Annotated in this window: 25 protein-coding genes; 14 read left to right on the plus strand and 11 right to left on the minus strand. The window is 57.7% G+C overall.

From position 1 onward, the window contains the following. Together ACXZ66_RS06730 and ACXZ66_RS06735 are read right to left on the minus strand one after the other, a co-directional pair. Complete coding sequence (locus ACXZ66_RS06730) at window positions 1-846, minus strand: hypothetical protein (RefSeq protein ID WP_458751140.1); 846 nt, start codon at window positions 844-846, stop codon at window positions 1-3. A gap of 255 nt (window positions 847-1,101) precedes the next feature. Continuing rightward, window positions 1,102-2,037 carry a DUF3515 domain-containing protein gene (locus ACXZ66_RS06735; RefSeq protein WP_458751141.1) on the minus strand — a complete coding sequence of 312 codons (936 nt, stop codon included), beginning with the start codon at window positions 2,035-2,037 and terminating at the stop codon, window positions 1,102-1,104. A 34-nt stretch (window positions 2,038-2,071) separates the two neighbouring features. On the opposite strand from ACXZ66_RS06735, the gene ACXZ66_RS06740 reads away from it, so the two are divergent. The 9 genes from ACXZ66_RS06740 (at window position 2,072) to ACXZ66_RS06780 (ending at window position 10,610) form a co-directional block, all read left to right on the plus strand. Continuing rightward, the gene (locus tag ACXZ66_RS06740) at window positions 2,072-3,034 is read left to right on the plus strand and encodes a thiamine-phosphate kinase (RefSeq protein WP_458751143.1); all 963 of its coding nucleotides are present in this window, start codon (window positions 2,072-2,074) and stop codon (window positions 3,032-3,034) included. After that, window positions 3,035-3,679 (plus strand): uracil-DNA glycosylase, encoded by a 645-nt coding sequence (locus ACXZ66_RS06745; protein ID WP_458751144.1) that lies wholly within the window; start codon window positions 3,035-3,037, stop codon window positions 3,677-3,679. 11 nt (window positions 3,680-3,690) lie between these two features. Continuing rightward, window positions 3,691-5,226 carry a DAK2 domain-containing protein gene (locus ACXZ66_RS06750; RefSeq protein ID WP_458751146.1) on the plus strand — a complete coding sequence of 512 codons (1,536 nt, stop codon included), beginning with the start codon at window positions 3,691-3,693 and terminating at the stop codon, window positions 5,224-5,226. Window positions 5,227-5,231: 5 nt separating this feature from the next. Next, window positions 5,232-7,325, plus strand: a complete 2,094-nt coding sequence (locus ACXZ66_RS06755; RefSeq protein ID WP_458751308.1) for an ATP-dependent DNA helicase RecG — start codon at window positions 5,232-5,234, stop codon at window positions 7,323-7,325. Window positions 7,326-7,346: 21 nt separating this feature from the next. Further along, entirely contained in the window at window positions 7,347-7,934 is a 588-nt protein-coding gene (locus ACXZ66_RS06760) for an RsmD family RNA methyltransferase (RefSeq protein WP_458751147.1), read from the plus strand. Continuing rightward, a complete protein-coding gene (gene coaD, locus ACXZ66_RS06765) occupies window positions 7,931-8,407 on the plus strand; it encodes a pantetheine-phosphate adenylyltransferase (RefSeq protein ID WP_458751149.1) in 477 nt (158 codons plus the stop codon). Before ACXZ66_RS06760 ends, coaD begins: the two co-directional genes overlap by 4 nt. After that, complete coding sequence (locus ACXZ66_RS06770; protein WP_458751151.1) at window positions 8,404-8,679, plus strand: hypothetical protein; 276 nt, start codon at window positions 8,404-8,406, stop codon at window positions 8,677-8,679. The genes coaD and ACXZ66_RS06770 overlap by 4 nt, the downstream gene beginning before the upstream one ends. Window positions 8,680-8,768: 89 nt before the next feature. Further along, entirely contained in the window at window positions 8,769-10,007 is a 1,239-nt protein-coding gene (locus ACXZ66_RS06775; RefSeq protein ID WP_458749673.1) for an IS256 family transposase, read from the plus strand. Window positions 10,008-10,028: 21 nt separating this feature from the next. Then, a complete protein-coding gene (locus ACXZ66_RS06780) occupies window positions 10,029-10,610 on the plus strand; it encodes a TSUP family transporter (RefSeq protein WP_458751152.1) in 582 nt (193 codons plus the stop codon). Here ACXZ66_RS06780 and ACXZ66_RS06785 read toward each other — a convergent pair. The 9 genes from ACXZ66_RS06785 to ACXZ66_RS06825 all read right to left on the minus strand — a co-directional run bounded on the left by ACXZ66_RS06785 (window position 10,607) and on the right by ACXZ66_RS06825 (window position 18,118). Beyond that, window positions 10,607-11,374 carry an amino acid ABC transporter ATP-binding protein gene (locus tag ACXZ66_RS06785; protein ID WP_458751154.1) on the minus strand — a complete coding sequence of 256 codons (768 nt, stop codon included), beginning with the start codon at window positions 11,372-11,374 and terminating at the stop codon, window positions 10,607-10,609. The genes ACXZ66_RS06780 and ACXZ66_RS06785 overlap by 4 nt on opposite strands. Continuing rightward, window positions 11,375-12,328 carry an amino acid ABC transporter permease gene (locus ACXZ66_RS06790; protein WP_458751156.1) on the minus strand — a complete coding sequence of 318 codons (954 nt, stop codon included), beginning with the start codon at window positions 12,326-12,328 and terminating at the stop codon, window positions 11,375-11,377. Then, the gene (locus ACXZ66_RS06795) at window positions 12,328-13,236 is read right to left on the minus strand and encodes an ABC transporter substrate-binding protein (RefSeq protein WP_458751157.1); all 909 of its coding nucleotides are present in this window, start codon (window positions 13,234-13,236) and stop codon (window positions 12,328-12,330) included. The genes ACXZ66_RS06790 and ACXZ66_RS06795 overlap by 1 nt, the downstream gene beginning before the upstream one ends. A 192-nt stretch (window positions 13,237-13,428) precedes the next feature. Further along, the gene (locus ACXZ66_RS06800) at window positions 13,429-13,767 is read right to left on the minus strand and encodes a hypothetical protein (RefSeq protein ID WP_458751159.1); all 339 of its coding nucleotides are present in this window, start codon (window positions 13,765-13,767) and stop codon (window positions 13,429-13,431) included. 48 nt (window positions 13,768-13,815) lie between these two features. After that, window positions 13,816-14,736 carry a DUF368 domain-containing protein gene (locus tag ACXZ66_RS06805; RefSeq protein ID WP_458751161.1) on the minus strand — a complete coding sequence of 307 codons (921 nt, stop codon included), beginning with the start codon at window positions 14,734-14,736 and terminating at the stop codon, window positions 13,816-13,818. 80 nt (window positions 14,737-14,816) lie between these two features. Beyond that, on the minus strand, window positions 14,817-15,182 hold the full coding sequence (locus tag ACXZ66_RS06810) for a hypothetical protein (RefSeq protein WP_458751163.1): 366 nt from the start codon (window positions 15,180-15,182) through the stop codon (window positions 14,817-14,819). A gap of 87 nt (window positions 15,183-15,269) precedes the next feature. Continuing rightward, window positions 15,270-16,187, minus strand: a complete 918-nt coding sequence (locus tag ACXZ66_RS06815; RefSeq protein ID WP_458751165.1) for an arginase family protein — start codon at window positions 16,185-16,187, stop codon at window positions 15,270-15,272. A 343-nt stretch (window positions 16,188-16,530) separates the two neighbouring features. Continuing rightward, window positions 16,531-17,655, minus strand: a complete 1,125-nt coding sequence (locus ACXZ66_RS06820; RefSeq protein WP_458751167.1) for a tyrosine-type recombinase/integrase — start codon at window positions 17,653-17,655, stop codon at window positions 16,531-16,533. After that, window positions 17,642-18,118 (minus strand): helix-turn-helix domain-containing protein, encoded by a 477-nt coding sequence (locus ACXZ66_RS06825; protein WP_458751168.1) that lies wholly within the window; start codon window positions 18,116-18,118, stop codon window positions 17,642-17,644. Before ACXZ66_RS06825 ends, ACXZ66_RS06820 begins: the two co-directional genes overlap by 14 nt. A gap of 116 nt (window positions 18,119-18,234) precedes the next feature. Between ACXZ66_RS06825 and ACXZ66_RS06830 the strand changes: the two genes are divergently transcribed. The 5 genes from ACXZ66_RS06830 (at window position 18,235) to ACXZ66_RS06850 (ending at window position 20,866) form a co-directional block, all read left to right on the plus strand. Continuing rightward, a complete protein-coding gene (locus ACXZ66_RS06830) occupies window positions 18,235-18,423 on the plus strand; it encodes a helix-turn-helix transcriptional regulator (RefSeq protein ID WP_458751170.1) in 189 nt (62 codons plus the stop codon). Window positions 18,424-18,450: 27 nt separating this feature from the next. Continuing rightward, window positions 18,451-18,723 (plus strand): hypothetical protein, encoded by a 273-nt coding sequence (locus ACXZ66_RS06835; protein ID WP_458751172.1) that lies wholly within the window; start codon window positions 18,451-18,453, stop codon window positions 18,721-18,723. Continuing rightward, on the plus strand, window positions 18,716-18,901 hold the full coding sequence (locus ACXZ66_RS06840; RefSeq protein WP_458750131.1) for a hypothetical protein: 186 nt from the start codon (window positions 18,716-18,718) through the stop codon (window positions 18,899-18,901). The genes ACXZ66_RS06835 and ACXZ66_RS06840 overlap by 8 nt, the downstream gene beginning before the upstream one ends. 168 nt (window positions 18,902-19,069) lie before the next feature. After that, window positions 19,070-19,564 (plus strand): hypothetical protein, encoded by a 495-nt coding sequence (locus ACXZ66_RS06845; protein WP_458751174.1) that lies wholly within the window; start codon window positions 19,070-19,072, stop codon window positions 19,562-19,564. Next, entirely contained in the window at window positions 19,565-20,866 is a 1,302-nt protein-coding gene (locus ACXZ66_RS06850; protein WP_458751175.1) for a hypothetical protein, read from the plus strand. The last annotated feature ends 203 nt before the right edge of the window (window positions 20,867-21,069 follow it).

A 21,069-nucleotide genomic window follows, 5' to 3' on the forward strand; every position in this document is an offset into this window, starting at 1 on the left:
TTAGAGGATGGTTTGAGTTTTTGGCATAATTTTCGGCGGAGGTACGGTCTCTAGCGTCCGGTGGACCTCCCGAATGAATGCACACGATCCATCCGGTTCTTGCTTGAGCCCGTCGTGATAGGTTCGAATTACTATAAACCCAGCGCTGCGCAGTAGCCTCTCGCGGTCTCGTTCCATTTTTATCACCGCTGCTGGCTGTTCACCGTAGGTGCCGTCGTATTTGGTTCGTCCGTCTATTTCCACCACTAGATAGCTATTAATTAGCTGGTCAACGTAGAAAACGTGACGGACCTTTTCTGCATCGGTAATTTCTACTTTGACCTGGAACCTTATATCCCGAATCCCTGGTAGGTCAGCCTTGATAAGCCGGTAGCGTGCAATCGTTTCAAGCGGACTTCCCATTCCGGCTTGAGAAAGCTCGATGGTCTCGCGAAAAGCCGGTAGCCCGATTGAGTTTTTTAGGGAGTCAGCTCTTTGGTGCAGTGTTGCTAACGAAAGGCTGTCCCATTGCAGGCGGGCGGAATCCATTGCAACCAGACATTCCAGTTCGCCGTGATGCCTATTGAGGTGCAGCAAGGTTTGGATTGCGCTGGTCACCCGGAGATTTGGGTCTGCGACGTGGACTTGAACTGGAACCGTGGTGGAGAAGTATTTTGTTCCAGGGCTCCACTGTTTTCGCGGAGGAGCATTAACTCCGTCCGGTAAGTAGAACTCGACGATTGTTAGCCTCGAGAGAGTTTTAAGGCCCATTGCGCGTGCTGCTGCTATGCCGGTGAGCACCGCCTTACGTTTGGTGCCATAGTGTTTCTTAATTAGCGCTAATTCTGTGTCTGATAGTGGTGACATGCCCATATTCTGGGTGTGAAACAAGACGCGTGCACAGGGGCGGGTTCTAGCCTGTGAGCAAAAAATAGTTATCCACAGTCTGGTGCCACCCAGGAAACGTAGCCTCACCTAGGAAGCAGAAGTGTGGTATCGAAACCTGGCTATCGTTCGATATCGAAGTCCTGATTTTAATGTCTTGTAAGTCAAGCACAAAGGCCTGATTTGGGGCGCTTTTTAGCCAGCGTTCGATATCGAAGTCCTGCGCAGCACCGAACCCTAGCTAGCAGAAGTGGTGGCCTCAATCGCCTCCGTAATCCGCACAATCGCGGAATTGCCCGCGTACTGCGGCACCGAAACAGCAATGTAGGTCTCGCGGCCCAGCGCAAACCAGGTGGAAGCCGTGGAACCATTGATCAGCTGGGTGTCCTCGAACCAGGTCACATTGTTGATTTGCTGCAGCTGCTCGCCGGCCTGGTAGTTTTCAGGTTCCGCAACGTTGCAGCGCACCACAATGGGCTCCTGACCATCGGCGGTCCAGGCAACCGTGTTGGGTTCGGAGACCTGCATACGCGAGTAACCGGAAGCAACAGAATCTGGTAGCGCAGACAAGAACCCTGCGCACACTGACTCAGAAGAACCATCAGCAAGCTGGGACAAAGGCGCAGGCCCAGGCTGAATCTCAGCAGTAGCAAGCGCCGAAACCGGCAGCGAGGAAACAGGCTCAGCCTGGCCATCCAGAGCCGAGGAATCCGCAGTTACCGCCACAACCGGGTACCGGTCCGTGCTGTACCAGGTAGAGAGGGTGGATTCGGGAGTGGCGTCGTCGATACGCAACCACTCCACGCCACCGAGGTTCTCGGTCTGGGCATACTCGGTGTACTGCAAAGGCATGTTCACGCCACAGCGCAAGGTAATGCGCTGGATCTCACTGGACTGCCACGCGGCCACACCGGCAGGAGCAGGCTCGATGATTTCGGCGCGCTTATTGCCCAGCAGCTCGTTGGGCAGCGAATCAACGAGCGCCGCGCACTCCGCGGTCTCGGCATCTGGCGCATCGATGGGCGTGATCGCGATGGGCTGGTTGGAGAGTTTGTCGAAGTACCAGCGAGCACCAAATATAACTGCAATGACCAGGACAATGGCAAGCCCAAGGCTAATCAGGGCTGGGGTGCGGTTAAATTGGAGGTCGTCGCTAGGCGTATCGTCGTTCATGTCGCCTTAGTCTACTGAAAGGCCTTTTTATCCAATGATCAGCACCGGGTTCCCCACGATTGGCCCAACGCTCGGCGAGGTCGGGGAGCACGCCGCCATCCAAGAGATCCGGACGGCGGCACCGTCGTCGCTCAATGGCGATGACGCGGCGGTGTTGGTTCACGCGTCGACGAATTCGCGCACCGTGGCCACGACCGACATGCTCGTCGAGGGGCGCCACTTCAAGCGGGAGTGGACCACGCCGTTCCAACTTGGGCGCAAGGCGATTGTGCAGAATTTCGCCGACGTTGAGGCGATGGGCGCGCGTCCCATTGCTGCACTGCTGGCAATTTCCGCCCCAGAGGACACTCCCGTTGCAGTTGTGCGCGAGTTAGCGGAGGGCATCGCATCGCGTTGCGACGACTACGCGGCCGAGCTGGTCGGCGGCGATCTCACAGCGGGGGAGAACCTGGTCATTTCGGTGACCGCAATTGGCACGCTCGGCGGCAACTTGCACGAGCTGACCCTAGATCAGGCCCGCGCCGGCCAGCGTGTCGTGGCCCACGGCAAGATTGGCTACTCGGCGGCGGGTCTGGCTATTTTGGCCTCGGGCATTGATGTCCACGAGTCGCTTTATCCGCTCATCGAGGCACACCAGGCCCCGTACCTGATTCCGGGCCGCGGCGTGATTGCGCGCGCGGCCGGGGCGACCGCAATGACCGATAACTCCGACGGTCTGATCAGCGATATGTCCACATTGGCGGAGCGATCTGGAGTGGGCATTGAATTGTCGTCGATAAGCATTGCTCCGGATAAATTGCTGCATGCGGCCGGCGAGCTACTGGGCGTGGACCCGTGGTATTGGGTACTTTCCGGCGGCGAGGATCATACGCTGCTGGGCACCACGCATGGGCAGGCGCCGGCCGGGTTCCGTTCAATCGGGCAAGTGGTGAAAACGCCGGGCGTGCGCGTTGATGGCAAGCGTCCGAAGTATGGCGAAGGGTGGCGGAGTTTCTAAATGGCACTTCCGGTTCATCCTTCATGGAATGAGGCGCTCGCGCCGGTGGAGACGCAGATTCACGCGATGGGCGATTTCCTGCGCTCCGAGCCCGCCTACCTGCCCGAGGGCAAGAACATTTTGCGCGCCTTTCAGGATCCATTCGACCAGGTCAAGGTGCTTATTGTCGGACAAGACCCGTACCCCACGCCGGGGCACGCGATGGGCCTGAGCTTTTCCACGATGCCCGGGGTGAAGCCGCCGCGGTCGTTGGTCAATATTTACACAGAGCTTCACGACGACCTGGGCGTGCAACCTAGAGCAGACGGCGATCTGACAGCCTGGGCGAACCAGGGCGTGCTCCTGCTCAACAGGGTACTTAGCGTGCGCCCCGGCGAGGCGGCCTCGCATCGGGGGAAGGGCTGGGAACAGGTCACGGAGCAGGCCATTCGTGCCCTGGCCGAAAGGAATCAGCCACTGGTAGCCATTTTGTGGGGCAAAGACGCCCAAAGCGCAGCCAAATTTTTGGGCAACACGCCAGTGATTGCGTCGGCGCACCCTTCGCCGCTGTCGGCTCGGCGTGGTTTTTTCGGATCTCGGCCTTTCTCACGAGCTAATCAGTCACTCGCCGACCAAGGTGCAGCCCCTGTGAACTGGCAACTGTAAAGTTGGTTAACATGTCGTATCCTGTTGAGCTTGATGGCGCCCGTATCCGTTCGTGGGCGTCGCGCGCGGTGGATGAACTCAACCGCAAACGCGCTGAAATTAACGCGCTCAACGTGTTTCCCGTCCCGGATTCAGACACCGGATCCAACATGGCCCACACCATGTCCGCGGCTCTCGCCGAGGCCGAGAAACTCGAGCCAGATGCACCTGCAGATAAGGTAGCCGAGGCTCTGGCCACCGGCAGTATCCGTGGTGCCCGGGGTAACTCAGGTGTGGTGTTGTCGCAGGTCCTGCGAGGTTTGGCGCAGTCGGCAAGTGCGGGCCAGGTCAATGGCGAGACCATTGCAAAAGCGCTGCGGATGGCGGTGCAGTACGTGGACAAGGCCATCGCGGATCCTGTTGAGGGCACAGTGGTCACCGTCCTGCGCGCCGCAGCCACGGCAGCCAGGGCGGCGGAACCGGAACTGTATGACGTGGTTTTGGCGGCCCGGGATGCCGCGCGCACCGCGCTGGAAAACACGCCCTCGCAGTTGGACGTGCTGCGCGAGGCTGGCGTGGTCGATGCTGGCGGTGCGGGTCTAGTCGTGCTGCTTGACGCGCTCTATAGCGAGGTGACTGGGGAGGAGGCCGTGGAGTCGTCGATAAGCGATGACGCGAAAGACGCCTCCCACTCGGTGCCCGGCGACCTGGAGGTCATGTTTTATTTCCGCGGGGATGTTAGCGCGCTGGAGGAGGCGCTGCATCCGCTCGGCGATAGCCTGGTCATCGCGCGCGCGAGCGATACCGAGGGGCGTGTGCACATTCACTCGGCGAACGCTGGCGAGATCATTGAAACAGCCTACGCGCGCGGCGAGGTGAGCGACCTGCGCCTGGAAATCTTGCCGCAGGGACCGCGCACGAGCGCACCTTCGCGGATTATCATTGCCGTCACTCCTCCTGGGTCGCTGAGCAGTTTGTATGAACAAGCCGGGGCCACCGTGGTTGCGCCGGGGGAGAACGTGGTGGGTGAGATTCTGGGGCTGATTCGTGAATCGGAGGCCCAGGAAATTGTGCTGCTGCCTAATGGTTTGCTGGACAACCGGGCGCTGGTGGCCATTGAAAAGGCGGCCGCGGCCTTTGAACAGCAGATCATGCTGCTTCCCACCGTGCGCCTGGTGTCTGGCATTGCCGCGCTGGCGATGCACGATCCGCAGCAACCGCTGGCCACTGCTTCCTACACAATGAGTGAGGCGGCCGGTGAGATGCGCATCGCCGTGGTCACCGAGGCCGAGCGCGCAGCTCTAACTCAGGCGGGGCCCTGCTCGCGCGGGGATCTCATTGCTCACTCCCACGGCGACATCGTGGCCATTGGAGATACCGTTTCGGACGCGACTTTGCTGTGCTGCAAGCGCCTGCTTGAATCCGGCGGCGAGCTGGTCACGCTGCTGGTGCACCCCGATTACGTGGACCAATTTGAGCAGGAAACCCTCCGCGAAAAACTCGGTGTCGATGTTGTGTTCTATCCTGCAGATGGACTTAATGTGTGCGCGGAGATCGGAGTGGAGTAGCGGCGGTGTTGGGGTTTCGCGATACAAGGCCTCTAGGTGAGGTTCTGCCGGAGAAGGAAGCCAAGAAGCTGACCAAGCATCTTGGCGTTTCCACCTGCGGTGACTTGGTTGAGCTCTTTCCGCGCAAATACCTCCACTATGGCGGCACCTCGGCCATTTTGGGTGCCCAGGACGGTGACACGATCAGTTTCATGGGCCACGTTGAGTCCCTGCGCACGGATTACCGCAAGGGCAAGCACATTTTGACGGTGGTCATCTTCGACGGCATCACCAGCGTGCGCGCCTCCTTCTTCAATGCGCACTATCTGGAGCGGCTTCTCAAGGTAGGCACCCGGCTCATGGTTACGGGCAAGCTTTCCTTTTTCCGCGGTAATCCGCAGATGTCACACCCCGATTACGTGCTCATGGATGGCTCCGGCCAAGCCACCGGCTCGATGGCGCAGCTGGGCAAGTTCGGCTCGCTCGCCGAGATGCTCAAGGGCCGCGAGTTCCTGCCTGTTTACCCGGCCACCGCCAAGGTGTCCACGTGGACAATCATGGGTGCGATCTATTCCATTTTGGAGTCCCTGCCCACCTTGCCCGAGCCACTCGGTGAGACCCCCGAGGGCTTCATCAGCTTTGATGCTGCCCTGCGCGGTATCCACGAGCCCCCGGCCGAAGGCCCCCAGGCGGCGGTGGATCGGCTGAAGTACAACGAGGCACTTTCCGTTGCGCTTGTTATGGCTTTACGACGAGTAGATGCCAGCCAGCAATCCGCGCCTGCGCTGCCGAGGGTAGAAGGCCGCGATCAAGACGGCATGCTCAAGGGCCTGCCGTTTCCACTGACCCACGGCCAGCAACAGGTGCTTACCGATGTCAGCGACGATCTTGCACGCCCTCGGCCCATGTCTCGTTTGCTTCAGGGTGAGGTCGGTTCCGGTAAGACTATCGTGGCGCTGTTGGCTATGTTGCAGGCCATTGACAATGGGAAACAGTGCGCGCTGCTTGCTCCCACCGAGGTCCTAGCGCTGCAGCACGCGCGTTCCCTGCAGCTCACCTTGCTCAACGCGGGTGTGCAAGTCAGGGTGGTGGCCTTGACTGGCTCGATGGGTGCTGCGCAGAAACAGGAGGCGCTGCTGAAAATTGTCACCGGCGAGGCAGACATCGTGGTGGGCACCCACGCCATCATCCAAGACTCAGTGGACTTCTTCGACCTGGGCTTCGTGGTCATCGATGAGCAGCACCGCTTCGGCGTGGAGCAGCGCGATCAGCTGCGCACCAAAAACGAGCGCTACACCCCGCACATGCTGGTGATGACGGCAACGCCAATTCCGCGCACCATCGCCATGACCGTGTTCGCCGACCTGGAAGTGTCCACGCTGCGCGAGCTGCCGGGCGGGCGCAAACCCATCCAGTCCTCGGTGGTGCCCGAGTTCCTGCCCACCTGGGTTGCTCGCGCCTGGGAGAAAATCCGCGAGGAAGTCGCCGTCGGCCGCCAGGCTTATATCGTGTGCCCGCGCATCGAAGGCGAAGGTGGTGTGCTTCAGATGGCGGCGCACCTCGCGGCCACCGAGTTCCAGGACCTCTCCGTGGGTGTCCTGCACGGCCGGATGAAGGGCGACGAGAAAGACGCCATCATGGCGGAATTCGCCCGCGGAGACATCGACGTGCTGGTGTCCACCACCGTCATCGAGGTCGGCGTGGACGTACCCAACGCCACCGTGATGATGATCCGCGAGTCCGAATCCTTCGGCGTTTCCCAGCTCCACCAGCTCCGCGGTCGCGTGGGTCGTGGCGGACACAAGTCGCTCTGTTTGTTCCATACACTTGCTAGCGATCAGACGCCCCAGTTCGACCGCGTACAGGCAGTGGCAGATACCTCGGATGGCTTTGAGTTGGCGGAGCTGGACCTAGAAACCCGCAGTGAGGGCGACGTGCTGGGCACCTCCCAATCCGGCACGCGCCGCAGGCTTAAGCTGCTGAGTTTGACCAAGGATTACCAATTGATTCAGCGGGCGAATGAAGATGCGGCAGCGCTCGTCGAGAAGCAACCGGACCTGGCGCGCGAACTGACAGCTGATTTGGACGACTCTGACCTTGAATACTTAGAGAAAAGCTAGCTTCCCGTTAAGGTAAGGGACATGAATCGCATTATCGCCGGCGATGCACGCGGCAGGAAGATTAAGGTACCGCCCGAGGGGACGCGACCCACGTCGGACCGGGCTAGGGAAGGTCTGTTTTCCTCGTTGAATGCCCGCTTTGGGTTCCCGGGTCAAGTTGTGTTGGACCTGTTTGCTGGCTCTGGCGCGCTTGGTCTCGAGGCGGCCTCGCGTGGCGCCGAGTCGGTTGTGCTGGTGGAAAATGATGCCAAAGCGGTGGAGATCCTTGAGTTCAACAAGGCGGTGGTCAAGCATCCACACGTGACCATCGAGCCCGTGGCGGCGTCGACCTACCTCGCGCGTGCCCCACGTGAGCACTTCACCATGGTGTTGGCGGACCCACCCTATGAACTTGCCGACGAGTCAGTCGTGGAAATGCTCAACGCGCTTATCCCGGCACTCGTTGATGGTGCCGTGGTTGTGGTGGAGCGCCACCGCGATAGTCCGGAGACCGCTTGGCCGGAGGGATTTACCCCGACGGGGCAGAAGTTGAAGAAGCGTCTGTATGGTATTGCCAGGATGGATATGGCTACTTTTGACCGAGACTCTGAAAGGAACACAGATCAGTGACAATTGCAGTTTGCCCCGGATCCTTTGACCCGGTCACCAATGGCCACCTCGATATTTTTGAGAGAGCAGCAAAGAACTTCGACGAGATCGTCGTGCTGATTACCGGCAACCCGGGCAAGACCTCGGGGCTGTTTACGGTAGATGAGCGCAAGGACCTGATCCGGGAAGTCACGCGCGACATCCCCAACTTGCGCATTGATCACTGGGGTGGGCTGCTGGTGGATTACACCACCGCGCACCGCGTGACGGCGCTGGTCAAGGGCCTGCGCTCGTCACTTGATTATGACTATGAGCTGCCTATGGCACAGATGAACCGTCGTCTCTCGGGCGTGGAAACGTTCTTTCTGATCACCAATGAAAAATACGGCTATGTGTCCTCCTCGCTGTGCAAGGAAGTTGTGCAGTACGGCGGAGATATCACGGGTTTAGTTCCCGACGTTGTCCTTGAGGCAATGCGGGAGAAATATCGGTGACCGCAGCGATAGTCGTATTCCTGACGGTCTTCGTCGGGGCGCTGCTCCAGCGCATCTCAGGAATGGGCCTCGGGCTTATCGGAGGGCCCGTGCTGATGATTTTCATGGGCCCTGTCGACGGCATTTTGGTCCTCAACGTGCTCGCCTCCATCAACGCGGCGATGAGCACCCTGACGGTATACAAGAACGTGAACTGGCGAAACTTCGCCGTGATTTCCTCGATGTTGGTCTTCGGTGCCGTGGTTGCGTCCGTTAGCGTGGTGTATCTGTAACTGCCGGTGACAACCCTCATGAATGCACGAGGCGACCACCGCAGTACCTTTCGAATCAACTCCTACATCTCCTCGAAAGGGACACCACGATGGCCGCTGGCCCCCATTCTATCGACCCCACCACCTATCTCGACGACCTGCTGTCTCAAGCCTCCCCGGACCTGATGAGACAGATGCTCCAGGGCTTCATCAACCAGATCCTGTCCACCCAGGCCGACCAGATCTGCGGCGCCGAATACGCCACCACATCCGAGTCCCGCACCAACGTCCGCAACGGCTACCGCCACCGCGACCTCGACACCCGGGTTGGCACCATCGACGTCGCCGTGCCCAAGCTGCGTACCGGTTCGTTCTTCCCCGACTGGCTGCTGGAACGACGCACCCGGGCCGAACGGGCCCTGACCACCGTGATCGCCACCTGCTACCTCAAAGGTGTCTCCACCCGCAGGATGAACGACCTGGTCGCCAGCTTGGGGATCAACAACCTGTCGAAATCACAGGTGTCAGAGATGGCCAAAGACCTCGACGTCATGGTCGAGGACTTCCGGACCCGGCCCCTGGATACCGGACCCTACCTGTATGTTTCATGCGACGCGCTGACGATGAAGGTCCGTGAAGGCGGCCGCGTGGTCAAAACCTCCGTCCTGCTGGCCACCGGCGTCAATGCCGAAGGCTACCGCGAGTTACTCGGTATGCAGGTCGCCACATCCGAGTCTGTGGCCTCCTGGACCGGGTTCTTCCGCGACCTCAAGGCCCGGGGCCTGGATCAGGTGTACCTGGTCACCAGCGACGCGCACCTGGGCATCCAGCACGCCATCAGCGACGTCCTGCCCAACGCGTCCTGGCAGCGGTGCCGGACGCATTTTTCGAAGAACCTCTCCGGCCTTGTGCCCAAGACGCAGTGGCCGACATTGTCGGCGATGTTCCAGACGATCTTTCAGCAACCCGACGCCCAGGCTGTGTGGGATCAGGCACGGGAGGTGGTGGGCTTCTGTGAGCAGAAGTTCCCCCATGTCGCGGACTACCTCGAGGAGTCCCTCGATGAGCTGCTGGCGTTCACGAACGCGCCGAAGGCCGTGTGGACGAAGGTGTGGTCGAACAACCCGACCGAGCGGTTGAACCGGGAGATCCGCCGGCGCACCGATGTCGTCGGGATCTTCCCCAACCGCGACGCCGTCGTCCGCCTCGTCGGTGCCGTGTTGGCGGAGCAGCACGATGATTGGATCCAGCAGAAGCGCTACATGTCGTTGACGAGCCTGGAGCAGACGAAGGCGATGATGGCCAGCTCTGTGATCGACGCCAGGGAATCCACTCAGGAGGTTGCATGAGCCCGCGCCAGCATCGAGCTCGTGCCGGTCCCTGAGGTCGTCACGCTGCTTGTTTTATCGAAAGGCAGAAACACCACTCCCGCGGACTTGACCGGTGCCGTTCCGGCCGCGCTGCTGATCCGCGTGGTCTCGCCTGACTGGTTGATCATTGTGGCCGGTACCTTGCTGCTGATCGCACTGTCGGTGGTCACCATTGGGAAGCGCTACGTTCCCCACGTCGAGGGAACAGTGCCTATGGCAGCCTCAGGCGTGATTGCCGGCTTCATGAATACGCTGGCGGGTATCGCAGGTCCGGCGATTACTGTGTATGCGACGGCTGCGCGTTGGGACCAGCGGATGTATGCGGCCACGTTGCAGCCAATCTTTATGGTTTCCGGTGCCATTTCCTTCTTGATCAAGGAGTTCACCGGTGCTGCCGACCTGACTACGGTGAATCCAGCAGTGTGGGGGATAGGCGTCGTGGCCATGATCCTGGGCATTTCCATCGGCGTGAAGGTGGCGCCGAAAATCCCGCGGGACAAGGCCTACAATCTGGCGCTTGCCCTCGCGGTGCTCGGCGGTCTTACCGCGGTGATCCGCGGAATTATTGGGCTGGTTGGTTAAAGCAAGCTCGAGAGGAACGCTTTCGTGCGTTCCTCTTTCGGGTTATTCAGCACTTCGTCTGGGGTGCCGTACTCCACGATCACGCCACCGTCCATGAAGGCGACGTTGTCGGCAACTTCGCGAGCAAAGCCCATTTCGTGGGTGACCACCAACATGGTCATGCCCTGATCTGCAAGGTCGCGCATGACACGCAGTACCTCCCCGACGAGCTCGGGGTCGAGGGCGGAGGTGGGCTCGTCGAAAAGCATCAATTTCGGATCCATAGCCAACGCGCGCGCGATGGCCACGCGCTGCTGCTGACCGCCTGAAAGCTGGACGGGGTAGGCATTGGCCTTGGAGGCCAATCCCACCATGTCCAATAGTTCCATCGCGCGCTTCTTCGCCTGCTCGACCGGCTGGTGCTTCACCTGGGTGGGCGCCTCGATGATGTTCTCCAGGGCCGTGCGGTGCGAAAACAGGTTGAAGGACTGGAAAACCATGCCAATGTCGGAGCGCTGGCGGGCGGCTTCCTTCTCGGAGATCTCGTAAAGGGTGCCGTCTTTCTCGCGGTAGCCGATCAGCTCACCTTCGACGTAGAGGCGGCCAGCGGTGATCTTCTCCAGGTGATTCACACACCGCAGCAGGGTGGATTTACCGGAGCCGGAGGGGCCGATCAGGGTGGTGACGTTGCCCTTGGGCACCTCCAGATCGATGCCCTTGAGCACGTCCAAATTGCCGAAGGACTTCCAGACATTATCGGCATGGATCATCAGATCGTTCGCCATTTATTTGTTCCTTTCAACAACGGTGACATTGCTTGGCACAGTGCCTTCGGCGTCGGCGAGGCTGGCCAGCTGGCGGGCGGTAAGTTCGCGGGTCGCGCCCTTTTCAAAGTACTTTTCCAGGTAGTGCTGGCCCACCATCAAAACCGAGGTGATGGCCAGGTACCAGGTGGCGGCAACGAGGAGCATCGGCACGGGCTCAAAGAGGGCGGCGGCGATATCCATGGAGCGACCGTAGAGCTCGGCGGTATACGGAATCGCGACAACCAGCGAGGAAGTCTTCAGCAGCGAGATGAACTCGTTGCCCGTGGGCGGGATAATAATGCGCATCGCCTGTGGCAATACGGTGCGGCGCATGGTCTTGCCCCAACTCATACCCAGAGCCTTCGAGGCCTCGATTTGGCCCTCGGGCACCGAAGAAACACCCGAGCGCACGATCTCGGCCATGTACGCGGCCTCATTCAAGCCCAGCCCGATGACAGCCAGTAAGAATGCCGACGAGGTCAAGCCTTCCAGCGAAATCTCTGCGAAACCGACATTAATAGACTGATACAGCGCACCGATCAGGCCCCAGAACATCAACTGGACGTAGACCGGCGTGCCACGGAAAACCCAGAGGAACGCCCAGGCCACAGCCTTGAACACCGGGTTGTCCGACATGCGCATCACTGCGATTAAGATGCCACCGACCACGCCAATGAGCATGGCCAAGATTGTGATCGCAATGGTGTGCAGAGCAGCAATAGCAATGCGGGTATCAAAAAGATACTTAAAGTAGGTGTCCCAGCCGTAGGCCGGGTTCGTGGCAGCGCCGATGATAAACCACGCGAACAGCGCGATTACAACGGCGGCCAGCACCCACCGGCCGGGGTGGCGCAGTGGCTTGGCCTCGATGCGCTGCGGGCGCGTAGCCGTCTCAGAGCGCCCTGCCGGCGTTGGATTCGTTGACGTGGTCATTAGCGTTGTGCCTCCACAGGTTGTTGCACAGGTTGTTCATTGATCAAAGCATGGTCGAGCAGCCCGTCCTCGATGGACCATTGGGCAAGAATGCGCTGGTATTCACCAGTATCGATGAGGTGTTGCATCGCCGCAGCCAACGCAGGTCCGAGTTCCGAGTCCTTCGGCACGGCGATGCCATAAGGTGCGGCGGCGAACATGTCGCCAACAATTTCCAGCTTGCCATCCGAGCGGTTGACGGCCCAGGCGGTCACAGGGGAGTCCGCCGAAAGTGCATCCGCGCGGCCAACCATCAGCGCCAGTGCTGCGTTATCCGAGGAGTCATAGCTCAAGATAGTGATCGGATCTTGACCCGATGCGATACATTCCTCGTTCTTCGGCCGCACGTCGTCAGTCTCCGAGACAGTGGTGCGCTGCACCGCAACTGTTAATCCGCATGGGTTATTCGGATCGACATTGTCGCCCGGCTGCTGCGCCCACTGGATACCCGCATAGAGAAAGTCCACAAAGTCATAATTAGTGCGGCGTTCCTCGTTGTCGGTAAAGCCCGACATTCCCGCGTCCACGGTGCCCGCATCCACTGCCGGCAAAATCATGGCAAAGTCTTGCTCTACAGGCTGGAATTCAAGCCCCATCACCGAAGCCAAGGCCCGGCCAAGGTCCATTTCCACGCCGATGATGTTGCCCTGGGAGTCCTTGAACTCAAATGGCGCGAAGGGCGGGTTCGACCCCACCGATAGCGTGCCGTCGCTTTTGACTGATTCGGGCACCATCGCGGCGATTTCCGGCACCGCCGCGGGCGTGATTTCTTGCCAGCCGTCGGGGTTGCCGCCCTCGACGTTGGTCACGCACCCGGCCAGGGAGGCCGTGGCAGCTAAAACGGCCGCCAGCATAACTGGTCTATTCATGGTGCTGAACGTTACCTCTTTCCGCGATTAAATCTGCTTTAACTGTAATTTATGCACGTAAATGAATAACAGGAGGGGTGCACAAAAGCTTTTCGCTTTACGACGATTTCCTCCCTGGTTTCCCATCTCTACAGAAACAAGAACACCACCCGAATCGGGTGGTGCGGGCACAAATCTTAGTGGCTTAGAAACTTAGAAAAACGACTTCAACGCATTCATCACTGCAACATACAAGCTACCGAATGCCGTGGCTGCCACCGAGCCCAGCACCCAGTCGAGCGCGACCCGGGAGGAGCCTTCCACAGTTGAGCCCGAGCTTCCCGAGGACATCATGTCCAGGCCTTCGGTGGCCCAGTTCCAGTGATCCTCAAGTTTCTGGCTGCTAGAGGTCTCCGCGCTTGAGGTCTCCGCGCTTGAGGTCTCTACCTGCGAGGAGATCTCGGTGGTGCTGCTTTCTTTCGCCGAGGCGGCGGGAGCTCCAGCAAATGCGAGGGAGACTGCGGCGGCAACGGCAACGAGGGATGTACGCATGAGGGCCATGATATCGCCAAAGGTGCATACATAAAACTCTTAGCGCAATTAGCTGGGTTCACTCGTCGTTACTTGCGTCGATGGTGTCTTAGACTGCTTGAAACGGTCCACGGCCAAGAACGCCGCAACGATGAGCGCGCCGAGAACCATCATGCCCACAACTGGTCCAACATTGGTTGGTTCGGTGTCGGGCCACGGCCACAGTGCGCGCAGCGAACCAACCATCAGACCGGCCATCAGCGCGAGGGTGACATTGCGATGCTTCTCCAAAAGCCAGGACAAAATACGAACGAAAGCAACCACGCCGGTGAGTGCTCCGAGGATGAACACGATGATCACATCCCACTCGCGATTAGACAGCGAGCCCATGATCGGCTGGTACAAGCCCAAAGCGAGCAACACGAAAGAGCCGGACAAGCCCGGAATCATCAGTGCGCACACGGCGACCATAGCTGCGAAGAAGATGGCCACGAGGCTTGGATTTTCTACCACGCCCGAGGTAAAGCCGGTGGCGATGAAGCCTATGAGTACTCCCGGGATGAATAGAAGGAGAAGTTTCCAGGTGGCCGTTCGACGATCCATCATGCCGATGGGAACAACGATGGATACCGCCACCATGCCCAGGAACAATCCGTTAGACAGATCGGGATAGTTGCTTACAAAGTTATGCATCACGGTGGACATCGTGAAAATGGCTAACACCATGCCGCCGCCAACGAGGATAAGGAAAAGCCAATCAATCTCGCGGAATCGCCGCCTCATAAGCAGGTCGGCGTTGTGCAGCGCCTTTTCATAAATACCAACGATGAGTGCTACTGTGCCTCCGGAAATTCCGGGGACCAGTTCGGCAAGTCCGATGAGGAAGCCACGGAAGGCATCGAAGACATAGTCTAAGAAATTCCGCTTGCGTACTGGGTGTTGATATTCGGTCGGGCTTGTCGTGCTCTGGGGATGTGGGTCGTTGGACATAAAACTGCCTAGCGATCACTTTCTACTCGGGTACTTGAAGTCTGACTCGCCCCGAGGTTACAGCGCTGGCATGCAAAACCCTATTCCGACTTATATATCACTGTTCCCAGCGTTGCGATCTGAATTACCTCGTCAATGGTGATGGAGTAAAACCATGGGGGAGGCGTATTGTTCGCAATCGCCTCGGCATCAGAGCGTGCCTTGGCGTTGGGGTGGTGCAAGTTGGACGAGGCCCAATCCGAGGCAGTTTCTGCCACCTCAACTGCGGAAACAAAATAGTTCAACGTGCGCCCGTCACGATTTACCGAGTAGACACCCTTCGTGGGAAAGGAGCCATCCGTGAACGGGCGGTCAGTCCAAGTAGGCAGGATGGCGCGTGCCCAGTGTGCCGTTGCCGTGGGGGATTCCAGCAGCATGCGCATGGCATCAAGCCTGCTGATCGTCATTCCGAATCACCTCCTTTACTAGTTTTTATTAGCTTAGCCTCTTAAAACTAATAGGGGAATATGTGCGGTGCGTCACACAGTCAATTACTAGGCGCTTTCGATATCCTCATTCGGAATCAAGGGCATTCCCTTGATTATCTCCCCGAGCTTAAGTACATCGCGCGGAATAAATTCCGCAACCGTCAGCCCGACCACATCCGCCACGTTTGCCACATCGCTAATCACGCGCCGCACCTGAGCCGTACTCAGCCCACCGGGCACTTGCCCCATGCCCAGCGCTGCCTCGTTGCTATCCACAGTGTCCACATCAAAATGGATGGCCACCTTCGTCGCGCCCGTACCCCGCAGCCAGCTCACCAGCGCATCCGACGTCTCCCGCAAATCCTCCGGACTAAAACTGCTAATGCCCCACGCCGCTACGTTGGGGAAGTCGTCCTCGGTCCAGTCATGCAGGCCCGCCAGCGCCACCTTTGCAGTGTCCACGGTTGCAGGAAGCTTTTCGACGAACGCCTGGTCCCCATGCCCCGTCAGCAACGCAACAGCCATTGCGTGATACCCCGGGTACTCACTCTCGGGAGTGCCAATATCCGGGTGCGAGTCCACCCACACCACAGCCAGCTCTTCTCCGTAGCGCTTCGCCAGGGCTGCAAAAGGTGCCACGCTCACGGAGCATTCCCCGCCGATGGTCAGAATCCGCTCAGGGTTGTGCTTCTCAATTGCCGCTAAAGCATTGCCCAGCGATTCCAGCACTGCCTGACGAGACTCAATCCCACCCGTCACACCTTCAGCATCACCTTCCGGTACAGTTACCACCTCGGTCGGGCCATCGTGCTCGGGTAGCAGCGCCTGGATAACCTTCGCGCCCACCGCATATCCCTTGCGGGCCGTGCTCAGTGGCAACTCCGGGATTGCTCCGGCAACCATCTCGCGTCCCGCGCCTTGCCACTGCGGCCAAATGAGACGCAAGGTACTTGAGGTGGTTGTGGTATTCACTGCTTCAGTCATGCTGGACTCCTTTGCTTGTTTAGGCCCCATGGTAGGCACTTTTCCCGGACTTCGATATCGACGGATATTGCATTTGCGACGTATGTCAAGTAGCTGCGCACACAGCAGATCGGTCGATATGGAACCCGCCCCACAGCAAAACAAAACCAGGCCAGAGCATTTTCACGCTCTGACCTGGCTTGGCCTTAAACAAATGGTGCCCCTGGTGAGACTCGAACTCACACTGGACGGGAGTTGCATACGCCTATTGATTGGCATGAACGGTTACGACTGTTCCTATAAGGCGTGCTCACACATACTGAACATTCTTTCTGATTGTATGTGTTTCGCATGTTTTCAATTATTATTTGGACACTTTTAGGACACCATCAATAACATCACCGATAGGCACACCTGCTCGATTCCTCTCATAGTAAGCGCGCTCAGTCAGGCGTGAATCAGCGTGGCCAAGCACGTCCGCTGCCTTATGTGGTCCAAGTTCATCTGCCACTATTGAAGCCACCGTCTTTCGTAGCGTGTGGATAGTAACCCATGAAAACTGCTCGCCCCGAAACTTTCGTAGAAGTCGATTAAAGTTGCTCTCCCATTGGAAAGTGCCGGTTCCTGAGGGGAAGATGATTCCTAACTCGTTGTGGTTGTCCTGGCGCTCGCGCACAATCTCGGACGCTCGCGCGGATAAGGGGATAGGCCTGTTGGCTGCCGCTGTTTTGCCTTCATCTTGCCTGTGGTTGCCGGTCTTTTTGGAGTAGGCAATAGTGCCCGAAGGTGTAACGGTCATGTGGCCGTCCTCGTTCTCTGTCACGTCCTCGAAACGTAACGCTAAGACTTCACCCGCTCTAAGCCCTGTCGATAGGCAGAAGTCAGTCACATCAATTAGGGTGACATTCTTAGACTTCTTGATCTGTTTGCGAAACAGCGGGATTTCCTCAACCGAAAGTGCTCGAACTTCATCGGGAGCATCTACCGGGAACTCTACAGCTGCTAACGGGTTGGTTTGGATTATCTCGTAGCGCAATGCCAGTTTGAACGCGCCACTGAGCACGGTTCTTGCTGTCGCTGCAACACCCGTGGATAAGGTTTTAGCCCAGGCATCGAGGAAGGCCGGCCCTACTTCGTTTAGCCGCATGTTCCCGAAGGCTGGCACTAAATGCTTGTCGATGTTTGTTTGGTAGCGCTCTAGCGTTTGGGGGCGCACATCATCTTTCGATTCAATCCACGTTTCCAACAATGCCTTCATCGTGGACGTGGAAGATAATCCACCCTGATCTGTCACACCTAAGCGTTCAGCACAACGTTTCTTGACGTTGGTTGTGGCTGAGGTTTTCGAGGTCCCTACGGCGCGTACTCGGACGGTATCGCCGTTGAATTTCCGTAGCCTAGTCGATGCTCGAAACTTCTTAGGCCCCAATTGTTCGACGTTGATTTCTCCCCAGGTGCCCAACGGTGTTGCAGGTCTACCGCGAACCATTAGAACGATTCTCGTATTCGTCTAATGCATCGAAGATTCTATTGAATAGCTGATTGGCTTGGTCTACTTGCTTCCGCAGCTCGTCGCGGGACTGGTACTCATGCCCAAAGTCTTCCGCTGCTCGAACGCTGTTATCTAAGTCGTTTAACGCTGCTTTGGCTTCCCTGAGGGTTTTCCTTAGTCGCTCAAACTCTTTTTTGTAGAACGTTCGACGTTGCAGGGCTTCCGATTCATGCGGGTTTTGATCTAGGAGCTGTGTCGCTATGGCATCGAGGGATACACCAAAAGCCTGAGAGAATCCCTGAGCTTCCACAAGTCGAACTTCCCGGTCACCTGACTCGATTCGACGTAGTGCCGTTTCTCCTACCTCAAATCCAAGGTCACCCATAATGTCGATTAACTCGCGTCTGGATAGCCCTTGTTGCTGCCTAAGGCTGGCTATATTCGCGTTCACTTTTTCCATTGTTACCTGCACTTTCGGGAAAATGTTGGAAATGAACTTGATCAAAACGAACAAATAGCGCTATATTGTTCATATCGGACAGTTCGGTATTCGTTCCAGATTCTAGCCAAGGAGAAATGATGAAGTCCACTATCAGCGTTCGGGAAGCAGCGAAACTTCTCGGAATCAGCCCGTCAAGCGCATACAAATCAGTCCATGCAGGCACGTTCCCTACTCAGGTCATTCAGATTGGACAGCGTTACGTGGTTCCCACTAAACCACTGCTCGACCTGCTCGACCTGGACGAATTGCCACCCGCTGCTTAACCCCGCCACCGATAAGGAGAAACCCTGATGCAAGACCCCACCATGCACGACCCTAAGAAATTACGGCATATCGCAGTCCACGAAGACCACACCCACTTTGAATGCTATTGCGGGCATGTCATTCCGAAGGGAACCCACCCAAGTGGTCGAAAGACGTGGAAGGAAGGTAAGGCAACTGAAGATAGGGAATGGTGCGAAACCTGCCTATACCTCTCCAACCTCAACCGAGAAATGAAGGAATACACCATCGAACAGTGGGCACTAGACGTCAAAAACAGTAAGGATAACCAGAATGTTTAACCAGCCAGGCGTGACCATCGATGCCACGGGCATCAACGTTGTCGGCAAGATCGGTGGCTTATCCATCACCGAATCACTAGGCCTTATCCGGCATCTCTCAATCGCTGTTCAAGATCAACTCAACCGCCCGTGGTCCGAAGATGACCCCTCAACCATTCTTAGCCGCGGCGAACGGTAACCAACTTCGCTAGCTGTGCAGCACTCCCAGGTGCCGCTGGTTCACGACCAAGCACTAGCACAAAGCCGCATAAGCGGTGTGAGTCGAGCCTAGGAGCCAGCCACACAACCCAAACCAAAAAGAAACCCCCCGGCAGCAACCAGGGGGGAACAACGTAAGGAGTTATAAGTGGATTATAACACGAAAATGCGCACCGGCCACATCCAAGAATACTTTCTTACCGTCCTGGAACTCACCGGCGCTGACGCTACCCGCGCCCTCGACCTCGTACACCCTGACGTATTGCCCTGGCAGGCCGCGAAACTTCACGCCGCCATAAAATACGTAGCCACCAAGTCACCCGATGATCGCATAAGCCAAACAGACGTGAACTCCTACCTCACAGCCAACGGACTCATGGCTAACCAAGGACTCGCTGCATGGTGGCAAGCACTTATCACCTCAGACGTGAAACCACGAACACCGGCGATACTCCAAGAACTCGCAGCACGAATCACAGAAGATCAATTCCGGTTGGCTTACTCCGAGATATACCGAGATTCCGATAACGCATTCACTGCCACCGTCACAGAGCTTATAGCCCGCATGAACCGCGACCGCACGAAGATGCTCACCATCTACAACCACCTCAACCAACTCACCGCAAAGGAGGACGCAGCATAAATGGAAGCGAAAGTAACCCAACTTCCGCGCGAGCTTGACAGTGCCCTAACCAAACAACAGTGGGCACTACTCGAAGATCGTGTATTTTCCGGCGCTGGTGAAGCCACAGCACGATTCCAGAAATGGGCAAACCATAACGCCGTTTCTCCCGTTGCAGCACTAATCATGGGAGCGGTTAAAGCCCTGGCATGTCTCCCACCTGGAACCAAATTCAATGCGGGATTACGTGACGGTTCGACCAACACTTTCGTTGTACTCGTTGGAAAACCAGGGCAAGGGAAAGACGAACTAGCCACCGCCATTGCCGAAGACCTCAACGTAACCCACCACGATAAGCCCGTTCAACTACTCGAATTGCCGGTTGGCTCAGGTGAAGGCATGGCCCTGAAACTACAGCCAGATGAAGAAGGTAACCCTGCATCGCCCGTGCTGTTCAGTGTGTCCGAAGTTGGGGACCTGGAAGCGAAGATGAAACGTGAAGGCTCAACCCTCAGGTCAACACTTCTCAGTGCTTATTCCGGTGGTGGTATCGGTTCAACCAACAAGGGTGAATCATCTGTAGTGCCGCGCAACTCCTACACCATGTGCATGTGGGTAGGTTGCCAGCCTGATAAAGCCGGGGCACTTCTTGAAGGTAGTGATGATGGTTTTGCTCACCGCTTCATCTGGACTGAACTTGTTAACCCGAATCATCAAGTCGTTGATCTGCCCATGAGTCTTGCCCCTGTAGTCATTCCCGACGATATTAAACAGGGCTTCACGTTCCCTGTAGAGATTCAAAAAGCCACGGTAAAGAATAAGACCGAAACACTCATGCTAGGCGCTCAGGGAGGCTATCAGGGCCACACAAACCTAACCCGCTTGAAGTTGTCTTGTGGACTCGCGCTAATCCGCTCTTCCCGCCATGTCTCCATGGGCGATTGGGTACGCGCGGGGCATCTCATGGACTACTCGAATACGGTTCGTCAACGTAGTGAAGCCTACCTTCAAGGGAAGCGGGTAGAACGTGACGCAGAACGTTTGCAGCGCCGCGAGGAAGCCGACGAACGAAACGCCGTGAACCGCCGTAAAAGGTACGGGAAGAAGATTCTCGCCGCGCTTGCCGATGACTCCACCGAGGAAGCACTCAAGTGGGGAGCGTTTAGACATAGAAAGTTCGCGAACAAGTACCGAGAAGATGGTTCCACCGCCCTGGAAGAACTCGCTGCCGTTGGTGCCGTAACTAAGAATTTCGACGCTGATGGCAACTTCGTTTCAGTGTCGCAGGGGCCAAAGTTCACCGAATATTGGAACGGGAACTAATGATCTTTCTATACCGGCAAGGTTCCCGAGTTCCCAAGGTTCCCATGCAGGTCACAGCCTTACAGGCAGGTTCCCGACCAGTTCCCCAAGTTCCCGAGATATGGCAAAACGGGGAACCCCGGGAACCACCGGGGAACCACCGGGGAACCATCAAAAACATACCCTGACCAGCATGGGAACCCCGGGAACTAAAAAATGAATCA

It is taken from the genome of Corynebacterium sp. S7 (assembly GCF_054401105.1).